Here is a 12,525-nt window from a genome sequence, read left to right on the forward strand (position 1 = left end):
TCATGATTGTTGCATTTTCTGTTGCCCCCGCGGTTGTTGATAATGACTCCGCAGAGATGTCTGCGGCTGTGGCCGAGGCTGTGCGCGTTGTCCGTGCCTCGGGTCTTCCCAATGAGACCAATGCCATGTTCACTCTCATCGAAGGAGAGTGGGATGAGGTATTCGGCGTGATTAAGAAGGCCACCGATGCTGTGCGTGCGGTTTCTCCGCGAACTTCCTTAGTTATTAAGGCAGATATTCGGGAGGGCGTGACCGGGCAGCTTACCCAGAAGGTCGAGGCCGTAAACCGCCGCTTGGGGGAGAGCTCTTAGATGACGAATCCACGTTCCCCTTTCGTCAACGGTGCTCTTGATTTGGGGGCGCTGAAAGAGCGCGCGGAACACCGCGAAGATAGCGCTCCAGCGGTAGCTTCCTTTGTTGAGGTAACCCCGGAGAACTTCGAGGCAGAGGTCGTCCGGCGCTCGGCGCAGGTGCCCGTTGTCGTGCTTATTGGTTCCCCGCGCTCGCCAGCATCGGAGCAACTTAAAGCGGACTTCTCGGCGCTGGCTGCAAAAGGCAACCATTCCTTCATCGTGGCTTATGTTGACGCTGATGCTGTGCCCCAAGTTGCACAGGTATTTGGCGTGCGCAACCTTCCAACAACGGTCGCTCTCGCCGCAGGGCAGCCGGTCACCAACTTCGAGGGCGGTCAGCCGGTCGAGGCATTGGAGCAGTGGACTCAGGCTCTAGTAGCCAAACTCGGTCCTCAGTTAAAAGGCTTGCCGCAGGAGTCCTCGCAAGAAGAAGCCCCAGAAGAGGCCGATCCGCGCTTGGTGGCCGCCGAGGATGAGCTCAACCGTGGCGATGTCGGTGCGGCTATTGCCTCTTATGACAAGATCCTTGCCGCAGAACCCTCCAACGGCGAGGTTAAAAAGGCCCGCGCAATGGCAGTCGTGCTCAAGCGTTTGGCAGCGGGCAGCAACGGCGCAGATCCCATCGCCGCCGCAGATTCTGACCAGGCCGATACGGAAAAGCAGCTGCTCGCTGCCGATGCCGAGGTAGCTGCTGGCGTTGCAGAGAAGGCTTTCTCACGTCTCATCGGGGCTATTTCTCGCAGCGCCGGTGCTGAGAAACAGGCTTTGAAAGAACGGCTGCTGGAGCTTTTCACTCTTTTTGAGGGCTCGGACCCGCGTGTACTTCAGGCTCGTACAGATCTGGCTAGTGCCCTGTATTAAATACTTAATTCCCCAAAATGGAGGAGGAATGGTGGCTGCTGACCCATATATGCCCATTTAATTCCCTCCTTAAATTAACCCCGTGGCGTACCCCGGGGTTAATTTGGGTTTAGCCCCTGCGGCAATGAGATTTTTTCTATCAATGTGCAGTGGTATATTTTCCCCCTATACCCGGCCTGTGAGCCGCTTCACTTAGCAATCCTATTGTCCTGTGACCCGCGCCCGCCTGGTAGCCAGCTCACTTTTTGAAAAGGGGATTTCTCCATGTCCACTCTGTCTTCTGACGGGCCAAAGATCGCCCCGTCTAAGAAACCAACGAAGGACCGCACGCACTGGCTCTATATCGCAGTCATCATCGCGGTTTTCTCCGGCATTGTATTCGGCCTGGTCGCACCTGACGTAGCAGCGGGTTTCAAGATCGTCGGAACCATGTTCGTCAGCCTGATCAAGATGATCATCGCCCCAGTCATCTTCTGTACCATCGTGCTGGGCATCGGCTCCGTTCGCGCCGCTGCCTCCGTTGGTCGCGCGGGCGGTATCGCCCTAACCTACTTCATTGTCATGTCGACCTTCGCCCTCGGCGTGGGTCTGCTGGTTGGCAACATTATTGAGCCGGGCACCGGCCTGAATATTCATGCCACTGCGGGCGAAGCTGACAAGTACGTCGCTCAGGCAGAAGAAGGGGCTCATGGCCTCTCCGGTTTCATCCAGGGCATCATCCCGGATACTTTCTTCTCTGCCTTTACCTCTGGTTCCGTCCTGCAGGTGCTCTTCGTGGCCCTGCTCTCCGGCTTCGCTGTGCAGGCACTGGGCAAGCACGGTGAGCCGATTCTCCGCGGCATCGCCCACTTCCAGCGTCTGACCTTCAAGATCCTGAGCATGATCCTGTGGATCGCTCCGATTGGTGCTTTCGGTGCCATTGCCGGCGTCGTCGGCGCCACCGGCTTCGGGGCTGTTAAGTCCCTAGCCGTGCTGATGCTCGCCTTCTACATCACCTGCTTCCTCTTCGTGTTCGTGGTGCTGGGTCTCATCGCTCGCTTCTTGGGTGGAATCAGCATGTGGAAACTGTGCAAGTACCTGGGCCGCGAGTTCCTGCTCATCGTCGCAACCTCCTCTTCCGAGTCGGCTTTGCCCAACTTGATGCGCAAGATGGAGCACCTCGGCGTCGACAAGCCGACCGTCGGCATCGTTGTCCCCACCGGCTATTCCTTCAACCTGGATGGTACGGCTATCTACCTGACCTTGTCCGCCATCTTCATCTCCGACGCGATGAACATGCCGATGTCCCTGCCGGAGCAGGTCTCCTTGCTCGTGTTCATGATCATCGCCTCCAAGGGTGCGGCAGGTGTCTCTGGCGCAGGCCTGGCCACGCTGGCGGCTGGTCTGCAATCGCACCGCCCCGAGCTTCTCGACGGCGTTGGTGTCATCGTCGGTATCGACCGCTTCATGTCTGAGGCGCGTGCGCTTACCAACTTCGCGGGCAATGCCCTGGCCACCGTGCTCGTGGGTCGTTGGACCCACACCATCGACATGCCGCGTGTGCATTCCGTTCTTAACGGCGAGCTCCCTTACATCGAGAGCGAGGCTGATAACACCGTTGAGATGTCTAATCCCACGGTCAAGAACCCAGCCACCGCCGAGCTGCAGCCCACCCCGCAGATTGACCTGGACAACTACCAAAAGTAGTCCGGGGGTAACCCAAGTCATAATTAAGTAATGATGTGACAATTCGGCAGGTCTGCTTGTGTTAATTTTTCTTCAGCAACACTGAGTACTTATATCTCTAGGCACTGAAGGAAAACTCAATGAAGAAGTTGATCGCCGGATTGTCGGCCTCCACCCTCGTACTTGGCCTCGCAGCGTGTATTGCTGGGGACTCCGGCGGAAGCGAAGCGAACTACGTTCGCGTCCTCGGCACGGAGCCCCAGCAAGGCCTCATTCCCGGCATGACCAATGAGAACGGCGGCGGGCGAGTGGTGGATATGCTTTTCTCCGGATTGGTCTACTACGACGCGGATGGAAAAGTACACAACGAGATGGCTGAGTCCATCGACCTAGAGGGCGACCGCACCTACCGGGTACATCTCAAGCCAGACCTTGCATTCTCCGATGGCAGCCCCGTCAATGCCGAGAGCTTCGTCGATACGTGGAATTTTGCTGTTGCCAACGAGCAGCTCAACGAGAGTTTCTTTTCTTCCATTCTTGGCTATGAGCCCGGAGTGGACAAGCTCGAGGGCCTCAAAGTCATTGATGATCGCACGTTTAGCATCGAGCTCACTCAGCCAGAGTCTGATTTCCCCACTCGGCTGGGATACAACGCTTACTTCCCCCTCCCGCCCGCAGCACTAGAGGACATGGACGGCTTTGGCGAAACTCCTGTGTCCAACGGTCCGTACAAGATCGTAAGCTGGGACCATAACCGCTCGCTCAAGATTGAGCCTAATCCGGAGTACGGCGGGGAGCGCGTGGCCCAAAATGAGGGCCTAGAATATGTCTTCTACTCTGATACAGATGCCGCCTACATGGATCTTCTGGCCAATAACCTTGATGTCTTAGAGGCAATTCCCTCGGCCTCCTTCGGCTCCTACCAACAAGACCTCGGTACCCGCTCGGAAACCAAGCCGGCTGCCACGTACCTGGAGATGTCTATTCATGAGGAGACCCCGCACTTTAGCGGGGAAGAGGGCAAGATTCGCCGCAAGGCGGTGTCGATGGCCATCGATCGCCCGGCGATCGCGGAAACTATCTTCAACGGCACTCGCACTCCAGCGCGTGAGTTCACGTCTCCGGTGCTAGAAGGCTACGACCCCAACCTGCCCGGCTCCGAGAACCTCGACTTCAATCCGAGTGAGGCACAGCGCTTGTGGCAGGAAGCGGATGAGACCTACGGTGCTTTCGCGGGCGAGTTCCCAATAAACTACAACGTCGACGGGGACAACAAGGACTGGGCCGATGCAGTGGCCAATAACATCAGCAATACGCTGGGCATCCAGGCCATAGGAAATCCCTTCCCAGACTTCAAGTCCTTCCGCGACGCGTATCGAACCGAGCGCATGGACGGTGCGTATCGAACTGCATGGCTGGCGGACTATCCCTCGATGGGCAACTTCTTGGGCCCGAACTTCACCACCGGAGTCGCTTCGAATGACTCTAAGTACGCCAACCCCGAGTTCGACCGACTCATCGTGGAGGCCAATGGCGCGCAAGACGCCGCGCAGGCAGCCCGCCTCTATAACCAAGCTCAAGAGCTGCTCTTGCGTGACCTACCCGCCATCCCGCTCTTCTATCCCAACGTGGTGGGCGGCTGGTCTGAAAACGTCGACAACGTGGAGTTTAGTTGGAAGTCCCTGCCCGTCTACTACAACATCACCAAACAGTAGACGGACAGTAGTAGCAGTAGCTCTTCCTATCCGCGGAAGAGGTACCACTGCACGGAGTTGGCGGGCAGGAAGATCTCGAGCGAGTTATTCGCCGAGAGCACCTGCCCGCTGATGTCATTTCCAGCGCCTTGGTAGACAGCATCATCGGTGTTGATGACGAGGTCCCAAGCACCGTTGCGGGGGACCCACAGTTGGTAGTTGGAAATGGTCGAGCCAGAAAAATTACAGACGGCCAAGAGTGCAGAACCGTCCGAGCCGTAGCGAACGTATCCCAACATATTATTGCTGGAGTCATCCGCCTTGACCCACTGGAAGCCTTGGTCCTGGAAGTCTTGAGACCAGAGAGCAGGAGTAGAGCGGTAGACACGGTTGAGGTCACGCACCAGGCGCTTGATGCCGTGATGCCACTCGCTGCCCCAGCCCTCCAAGTTGGCCCAGTCCACCGAGTTGGCCTCAGACCACTCGGAGGTCTGGCCAAATTCCTGGCCCATAAACATCAGTTTCTTGCCCGGGTGCGTGAACATGTATCCATAGAGGGCGCGCAGTCCAGCGGCCTTGTTCCAATCATCTCCCGGCATGCGCGTCCATAGCGAGCCCTTCCCGTGCACAACCTCATCGTGGCTGAAGGGCAAGACATAGCGCTCGGAGTAGGCGTAGACCATGGAGAAAGTCAGCTCACCGTGGTGATAGGAGCGGTGAACCGGCTCATGGGCGAAGTACTCGAGTGTGTCATTCATCCACCCCATGTTCCATTTGAGGGAGAAACCCAGCCCACCATCGGCGGTGGAAGCGGTGACTCCCGGCCAGGAGGTGGACTCCTCCGCGATGGTTAATACACCGGGGTGCACGCGATTCATCGTGGCGTTGGTTTCTTGGAGGAATTGCACCGCTTCGAGGTTCTCGCGGCCGCCGTACTGGTTGGGCAGCCAGTCATCGCGTGAGTAGTCCAGGTAGAGCATTGAGGCCACGGCGTCCACCCGCAGCCCATCGACGTGGAAGCATTCCGCCCAGTACAAGGCGTTGGCGACGAGGAAGTTGCGGACCTCATTGCGCCCGAAGTCGAAGACATAGGTGCCCCAATCTGCTTGCTCACCGCGGCGCGGATCCGGGTGTTCATAAACGGCCTGGCCGTCGAAACGTCCGAGCGCAAACTCATCCTTGGGAAAGTGTGCGGGTACCCAGTCGACGATGACGCCAATTCCAGCTTGATGGAGTGCGTCAATCAGGGCGCGCAGATCATCGGGACTGCCCCAGCGGGCAGAGGTCGCATAGTAGCCGGTAACTTGATAGCCCCAAGAACCGCCAAAAGGATGCTCAGCCACAGGCAGGAACTCGACATGGGTGTAGGCATGCTCCAGCAGGTAGGGGATGAGCTCCTGGCGCAGGCTGTCGTAGTCTGCTCCTATTTTCCACGACCCGACGTGAACTTCGTAGATGCTCATGGGCTTGTTTAGGTCGCTATCGCGTGCCTGCATCCAGGAATCATCACCCCAGTGATAAGAGCTCTCCTCGACAACAGAGGAGGTGGCGGGCGGGGAAAAAGTACGCTTGGCCAGGGGATCGGACTTATCGATCCGGCGCCCATCATTGGTGTGGATAGCGAACTTGTACTCGCTGCCCGCCTCAAGCCCCGGAATGAAGACTTCCCAAATCCCGGTGGCACCGAGGCAACGCAAAGGATATTGCGTGGGATTCCAACCGCAGAACGGACCAATGACGGCTACACCCTCGGCGTTGGGAGCCCACACCGCGAAGGCGACACCGCTGACGGTGCCCATATCCGTCTCATAGGTCTTGAGGTTGGCTCCGAGGACTTCCCACAACCTCTCGTGGCGCCCCTCGCCGATGAGGTAGAGATCGACACTTCCCAGAGTAGGAAGAAAATGATAGCCATCGGCGACATCGACCGGGGATTGGAAAGGATAAGTGATGCGCAGGCGGTAGTCACTTTCTACGGGAAGAGGTGCCTCCCATACATCGTGTCCGACATTGCGCATGGGAATGACGGCGCCTTTGGTGACCACATCGATGGCTTCGGCACCGGGGCGACGGGTGGAGACGACTCCGTCATGCCAGCCATAGAATCCGTGAGGATTGTAATGGCGGCAATTGTCGAGGCGTTCGAGATCGGCGGTGGGAATGTGCATGACTTGAGACTACCTAACTGCGTTTGTGCTGGTGGAGATAATACTGGCTGCGCTTGTGGGCTGCGGGGAAAACTCTAAGGGCGGTAGTCCTCCACCTCGCGCCAGGCAAGGTGCGCGCTTTCGGCGGGATCAACATCGGGGAGGACAAAGATATGCGCGACATCCCTCAAAGGCTCCAGGCGCACGAAGTTGCGGTCCGCCCAGTGATAGACCGCGCCCGTAATCGCATCACTGACGGGATAAGTCGCGCGGGGCTCGAGTCCGATAGCCGGAAGATCGACATAGACCGTGGCTTCCTGCGGGTTGCGGGGATCGAGGTTGATCACCACCAGCACGACATTGCCGGAGACCGTATCGACCTTGGAGTAGGCCATAATGTTGTTGTTATCGGTGTTGTGGAAGTGGAGGTTGCGCAGCTGCTGAAGGGCAGGATTCTCCCGCCGGATGTAGTTGAGCAGCCGGATATAGGCCTCAAGCGAGTCTCCGGACTTGACTGCGGACTGGAAATCACGCGGGCGTAGCTCGTACTTCTCCGAGTCGAGGTACTCCTCGCTGCCAGGGGCTACGGCGCGATGCTCGTAGAGCTCGAATCCGGAATACACGCCCCAGGCTGGGGAGAGAGTGGCGGCCAAGGCAGCACGGATGGCGAACATGGCTCGGCCCCCGGTTTGCAGGGATGCGTGCAAAATATCCGGGGTATTGACAAAGAAGTTGGGGCGGCAGATATCGGCCTGCTCGACGTGCAGCTTGGCAAGCTCCGTGAGATCATGTTTCGAGGTTTGCCACGTGAAGTACGTATAAGACTGAGAGAAACCAGACTTGGCAAGGCCAAAAAGCCGGGGCGCCCTAGTAAAAGCCTCTGCCAAGAAAATGATTTCCGGGTGAGTGGAGTGGACTTTGGCAATGAGCCAGGACCAGAATCCCGCAGGCTTAGTATGCGGATTATCTACCCGGAATACTGTCACGCCGGCCTCTACCCAGATCATGGTGATGCGGTAGATCTCCGCGTAGATGCCCGCGGGATCGTTATCGAAATTCAGGGGGTAGATGTCCTGGTACTTCTTAGGGGGGTTCTCCGCGTAAGCAATAGTGCCGTCGGGAAGCACTGTGAAGAACTCCGGGTGCGTCTGTGCCCAAGGGTGATCGGGGGAGGCCTGTAGCGCGAGATCCAGCGCTACCTCTAGGCCCAGGGAGCGAGCGTGGGAGACCAGTGCGCGGAACTCTTCCATCGTGCCCAGGCGCGGGTGCGTGGCGGAGTGGTCCTGGATGGCCCAAGGAGAGCCCACATCATCGGGCTGGGCCACAACGCTGTTGTTTTTACCCTTGCGGTGTACCTTGCCGATGGGATGGATGGGTGGGAAATAGACCGTATCGAAGCCCATGGCGGCAACTCTTTCCAAAGCCTGCGCGGTGGTGGCAAAGGTGCCGTGCACGGGGTTTCCTTCCTCATCCCACCCGCCAGTAGAGCGCGGGAAGAGCTCGTACCAGGAGTTATAAAGAGCCTCGCGGCGCTCAACCACGACCTCGTGGATGGCGCCGTCGACGATGAGCTCGCGCAAAGGATGCTCCGCCAAGATCTCCTCGACCTCGGCGGAAAGCGCCACCTGCACCCTATCTGCTAGGGCCAAATTATCATCCGCTAGGCAACGCGAAGCAACAAAGAGCGGCTCGGCATGATCGGTGGGGGTCTGCAAGGCAGCGCGCGAGAAGAACTCAGAACCGATAAGAAGATCATTCGACAGCTCGGCGGCCTGCTGGCCAGCAGCCATCTTCTTGGTCACGGCATTGCGCCACGTCGCAATAGGATCAGACCACGCATCGACGCGGAAGAACCAACGCCCCGGCGCCGAGGGGCTAAACAGCCCGTGCACCCGGTCGGGGTTGTCGGGGTCAAAAGACATGGTCGAGGAAGAAACCTCACCAGTAAGCGCAGGCCACACCGACAACGTGGCGGCGACGGCATCGTGTCCTTCGCGCCACACCAGGGCTGTAATGGGCACTACCTCTCCCACGACGGCCTTCGAAGGCAGCGTGCCGGAGCTGATGTGAGGGCGAACATCGTCGATAACAAGGCGGGAAGTCATAATCTTTAGACTAATGCAGGGGTGTCACTTTCGACGGACAAGTTCTTAATCGGCCACAATGGTGGATGTGAATGACGTAACTCCAACAGAGCAAGACTGGCTCATCGATTTCCGTGGCGTCGAATTGCGCCGCGGAGGCAAGACTCTCGTAGGGCCGGTGGACTGGCAAGTCGAGCTCGACGAGCGCTGGGTAATCATCGGGCCGAATGGGGCGGGAAAGACCTCCCTCGTGCGTATGGCCGCCGCTGAGGAATACCCCTCATCCGGGGAAGCATTCTTGATGGGCGAAAGAATAGGCAAGACCGACTTGCGTGATCTCCGCGCCCAGATTGGAATCTCCTCCGCGGCCGTCCAACACCGCATTCCGGATGACGAGAGGGTCGACGATCTTGTCATCTCCGCCGGCTACGCCGTGTTGGGGCGCTGGCGCGAAGAGTATCAAGACATGGACTTTTCCCGAGCCTTCGACATCCTCGAACAGGTAGGCGCTCGCCATCTTGCCAAGCGTTACTGGGGAACACTGTCGGAGGGCGAGAAGAAGCGCGTCATACTCGCGCGAGCCCTGATGTCTAACCCCGAGCTGCTCATCTTGGACGAGCCCTCCGCAGGCATGGACTTGGGCGGACGCGAGGACCTCGTGGGCTACCTAGGAGAGCTTGCATTGGACGCCGATGCTCCGGCGATAGTAATGATTACTCACCACGTCGAGGAGATTCCTTTCGGCTTTACCCATGCCATGCTCCTTGATGAGGGTAAGGTCGTGGCCAAAGGACTTATCAATTCGGTCCTTAATTCCAAGAACCTTACCGCGGCGTTTCATCAACCGATCCAGGTCGACCGGATCGGGGATAGATACTTCGCCCGCCGTCTTCGCTAGAGAGACCCTAAAAGCGAGCGTTTTATGATCGATCCCGGTTTTGACCCCTTAGATGCTGTTGACCCTCAAGACACCTCGGGGTTTAACGGGGGTCGGCTCGCGGTGACGGTGCTGTTGCTGCGTGATAGCGCCGAGGGACTTGAGGTGTGGGTCCAAGAGCGAGTCTCTACGATGAAAACCTATCCGGGGCATGCGGTGTTCCCCGGCGGTGGGGTTGATCCCCGTGACTTTCCTCCCCGCATGTGGGACTCCGGAGAGCAATGGGCAGGACGCTCTGTAGTCTCCATGGCCAGGCGGATGGGCGTGACTAAGTACAAGGCCCACGCCCTCGTGTTCGCCGCCGCGCGTGAACTCTTTGAAGAATCAGGCACCCTGCTTGCCATCCGCGACGACGGCATTATCTCCGATGCCAGCCGCTATCACCGCGAGCGGGAGCTGCTTGAAGCCCACGTCATCTCCTTTACCGAGTTCTTGGCCAACAATGGCATGCGCGTCGACGCGGACATGCTGCTGCCTTGGGCGCGTTGGGCTGGCGAGGACCGCGGTCAATGGTTTGACACATTCTTCTTCCTCGGAGTCTTGCCCGAAGGGCAGGAGCCGGATGGAAATACCATGGAGGCCGATGATGCCGGATGGTTTCGCCCCGGACTCATCATGGATGGCTGGCGCGCAGGGCTAGTAAGGCTCGCGTTGCCCACGTGGGCGCAGATTCGGCGCTTAGCTTCCTACTCCACCGTGGGCGAGGCGCTGCAGGATGCCTCCTATTCCGATCTCCGCCTCATCATCGGCGACCCAGTAGATGATCCGCAGTACCGTGAGTTCTTCACCGCCAACCCCATAGATAGAATCTGATCCTCACTATGAGTTTTGAGCTTTCTGACATCGATTATCTGCGCCAGCACGCAGCCGAGATCTCCGCGTTGGACCTTGAGATGAGCAAGAAGACCCAGCTGGAGGACGTCGCTAAGCTCCGTGCCCAATTTGGGGAGCACGGGCGCGTGGTGGCGGAGCTTCTCAAAGCACGCCGGAGCGCAAAGCTGCCCGGACGCTGGCTCATGGACGGCGAATCGGTGCAGCAGGCTACGGCGCTGCCTGTGGCGCGCTACCGTGCACGCCTTCTTGCTGAGTTCGGAGTCAGCCTCGTGCAGGACGTCACGTGTTCAATCGGAACTGAAGGCGCAGCGATGCACTCGGCGGGTATTTCCTACTTTGGCTCGGACTTAGACCGCGTGCGCCTGGAGATGGCGCGCTATAACGTGCCGGAGGGACACTTCTTTCAGGCCGACGCCCTGACGGTGACTTCGACGGCTGATGTCATCGTGGCCGATCCTGCGCGCCGGGCCGGGGGCAGGAGAATTACCCACCCTGACCAACTCCTGCCGCCCCTTCCGGATCTGGTGGATGCTCACCGTGGTGAGCTGGCGGTAAAGTGTGCGCCCGGCCTCGACTTCAGCCAGTGGGAGGGCCTTGTTGTGGTCTCTAGCCTGGCTGGGGGAGTCAAGGAGGCGTGCCTTTATACTCCGGGGCTTGGAAGCGGACGCAGAGCGGTGATGATCTCCGCGACGGGGGAAGTCGACGTCCTCGATGGCCAAGACTTCCGCACTGAAGATCTGCCGGAGTCCGGAGAAATTGGGAGTTTTATCATCGACCCGGATGGTGCGGTGGTGCGCGCGGGATTGGTGCGCCACTACGGCGCTAGGCACGGTCTGCACCAGCTGGATCACCGCATTGCTTATCTGACGGGGGAGTCCATTCCGGCAGGTGCCTCGGGCTTTCCCTTCCTCGAAAAGGTGCCGCTCAAAAGCCTCAAGTCGGTGCTGCATGCCCGCGGTGCCGGCGCGGTGGAGATTCTGGTTCGGGGGCTAGATATCGACCCTGATCAACTGCGCAAGAAGCTCAAGCTGCGCGGGGATAAAGCGATGGCAGTGGTGCTCACGCGCATCGGAACGCAGGGAGTCGCCTTGGTATGCGGTCCCCGAGTAGTATCGGGCGAGGAGAATTTCGCAATATAAATCTATCGGAAAGGTAAATGCCCAATGCCAGCAATCGTGGCCCTGGTCAAACACGTGCCGGATACGTGGTCCACTAAGTCGCTCGAGGCGGACTACACCTCGGATCGCGTCAGTGTCGATAACGTCATCGACGAGATTAATGAGTACTCGGTCGAGCAAGCACTGCGCCTGCGTGACGATAACCCGGAGGCCGGTTTCCGCGTCATCGCGCTGACGATGGGCCCCGCCGCAGCTGCAGATGCGCTGCGCAAGGCGCTGGCCATGGGCGCGGATGACGCCGTGCATGTCCTCGATGACTCGCTGGCCGGTTCCGATGCGCTTTCTACGGCCTGGACGCTCAACGCCGCGATCAACACCATCGAGGACGTCGCCATTATCACCATGGGCAATGCCGCCTCGGACTCTTATACCGGCCTGCTAGCCGGGCTTTTGTCCGAGTATCGGCAGATCCCCGCCATGACGGAGATGCAGTCGCTTACTTTGGAGGGGCAGACTCTGCGCGGCGTTCGGGTAGATTCCCGTGGACGCTTCGAGTTGCAGGCCAACCTTCCCGCTATTGCTTCGGTCACGGATAAGGCCGATAAGCCCCGTTTCCCCAACTTCAAGGGACTCATGGCGGCAAAGAAGGCGGAGATCACCACTGTGGATCTTGCGTCTTTGGGCATTTCTGCCGTTGCCCCCACTACCACGGTGGTGGAGGCCTCACGTCGTCCCGAGCGCACCGCCGGCGAGCTCATCACGGACCCCAACCCGGCTGCTGCGGCTTCACAAATCGTAGACTTCCTCGCCGCTAAGAACCTGATTTAGGAGT

General features: G+C 58.9%; 10 protein-coding genes. 8 read left to right on the top strand and 2 right to left on the bottom strand.

From position 1 onward, the window contains the following. Nucleotides 1-2 precede the first annotated feature (2 nt). From F4V60_RS05065 to F4V60_RS05080, 4 genes are all read left to right on the top strand, one after another. Nucleotides 3-311 (top strand): thiamine-binding protein, encoded by a 309-nt coding sequence (locus F4V60_RS05065; RefSeq protein ID WP_075729630.1) that lies wholly within the window; start codon nt 3-5, stop codon nt 309-311. Continuing rightward, complete coding sequence (locus tag F4V60_RS05070; protein ID WP_075729631.1) at nt 312-1,214, top strand: tetratricopeptide repeat protein; 903 nt, start codon at nt 312-314, stop codon at nt 1,212-1,214. A 264-nt stretch (nt 1,215-1,478) separates the two neighbouring features. Continuing rightward, the gene (locus F4V60_RS05075) at nt 1,479-2,900 is read left to right on the top strand and encodes a cation:dicarboxylate symporter family transporter (RefSeq protein ID WP_075729632.1); all 1,422 of its coding nucleotides are present in this window, start codon (nt 1,479-1,481) and stop codon (nt 2,898-2,900) included. 119 nt (nt 2,901-3,019) lie between these two features. Beyond that, nucleotides 3,020-4,594, top strand: coding sequence for a peptide ABC transporter substrate-binding protein (locus tag F4V60_RS05080; protein ID WP_075729633.1), 1,575 nt, complete (start codon nt 3,020-3,022; stop codon nt 4,592-4,594). Nucleotides 4,595-4,620: 26 nt separating this feature from the next. Here the strand turns inward: F4V60_RS05080 and glgB are convergent, their stop codons facing one another. Continuing rightward, a complete protein-coding gene (gene glgB / locus F4V60_RS05085; RefSeq protein WP_075729634.1) occupies nt 4,621-6,741 on the bottom strand; it encodes a 1,4-alpha-glucan branching protein GlgB in 2,121 nt (706 codons plus the stop codon). Between the two features lie 74 nt (nt 6,742-6,815). Beyond that, nucleotides 6,816-8,825 (bottom strand): maltotransferase domain-containing protein, encoded by a 2,010-nt coding sequence (locus tag F4V60_RS05090; protein WP_075729635.1) that lies wholly within the window; start codon nt 8,823-8,825, stop codon nt 6,816-6,818. 58 nt (nt 8,826-8,883) lie between these two features. On the opposite strand from F4V60_RS05090, the gene F4V60_RS05095 reads away from it, so the two are divergent. From F4V60_RS05095 to F4V60_RS05110, 4 genes are read left to right on the top strand one after another with little or no spacing between them, the layout of a single operon-like run. Continuing rightward, nucleotides 8,884-9,702, top strand: coding sequence for an ABC transporter ATP-binding protein (locus F4V60_RS05095; protein WP_075729636.1), 819 nt, complete (start codon nt 8,884-8,886; stop codon nt 9,700-9,702). 24 nt (nt 9,703-9,726) lie between these two features. Beyond that, on the top strand, nt 9,727-10,554 hold the full coding sequence (locus tag F4V60_RS05100) for an NUDIX hydrolase (protein WP_075729637.1): 828 nt from the start codon (nt 9,727-9,729) through the stop codon (nt 10,552-10,554). An 8-nt stretch (nt 10,555-10,562) separates the two neighbouring features. Further along, complete coding sequence (locus tag F4V60_RS05105; RefSeq protein WP_075729638.1) at nt 10,563-11,714, top strand: THUMP-like domain-containing protein; 1,152 nt, start codon at nt 10,563-10,565, stop codon at nt 11,712-11,714. 24 nt (nt 11,715-11,738) lie between these two features. Continuing rightward, the gene (locus tag F4V60_RS05110; protein ID WP_075729639.1) at nt 11,739-12,521 is read left to right on the top strand and encodes an electron transfer flavoprotein subunit beta/FixA family protein; all 783 of its coding nucleotides are present in this window, start codon (nt 11,739-11,741) and stop codon (nt 12,519-12,521) included. Nucleotides 12,522-12,525 lie beyond the last annotated feature (4 nt).

The organism is Corynebacterium flavescens, assembly GCF_008693105.1.
GTDB classification, from domain to species: domain Bacteria; phylum Actinomycetota; class Actinomycetes; order Mycobacteriales; family Mycobacteriaceae; genus Corynebacterium; species Corynebacterium flavescens.

Bases quoted from the DNA above. Each gene is read 5' to 3' on its own strand.
- F4V60_RS05110 (WP_075729639.1), top strand. From the start codon at position 11,739: ATGCCAGCAATCGTGGCCCTGGTCAAACACGTGCCGGATACGTGGTCC.
- glgB (WP_075729634.1), bottom strand. From the start codon at position 6,741: ATGCACATTCCCACCGCCGATCTCGAACGCCTCGACAATTGCCGCCAT.
- F4V60_RS05105 (WP_075729638.1), top strand. From the start codon at position 10,563: ATGAGTTTTGAGCTTTCTGACATCGATTATCTGCGCCAGCACGCAGCC.
- F4V60_RS05070 (WP_075729631.1), top strand. From the start codon at position 312: ATGACGAATCCACGTTCCCCTTTCGTCAACGGTGCTCTTGATTTGGGG.
- F4V60_RS05100 (WP_075729637.1), top strand. From the start codon at position 9,727: ATGATCGATCCCGGTTTTGACCCCTTAGATGCTGTTGACCCTCAAGAC.
- F4V60_RS05075 (WP_075729632.1), top strand. From the start codon at position 1,479: ATGTCCACTCTGTCTTCTGACGGGCCAAAGATCGCCCCGTCTAAGAAA.
- F4V60_RS05095 (WP_075729636.1), top strand. From the start codon at position 8,884: ATGGTGGATGTGAATGACGTAACTCCAACAGAGCAAGACTGGCTCATC.
- F4V60_RS05065 (WP_075729630.1), top strand. From the start codon at position 3: ATGATTGTTGCATTTTCTGTTGCCCCCGCGGTTGTTGATAATGACTCC.
- F4V60_RS05080 (WP_075729633.1), top strand. From the start codon at position 3,020: ATGAAGAAGTTGATCGCCGGATTGTCGGCCTCCACCCTCGTACTTGGC.
- F4V60_RS05090 (WP_075729635.1), bottom strand. From the start codon at position 8,825: ATGACTTCCCGCCTTGTTATCGACGATGTTCGCCCTCACATCAGCTCC.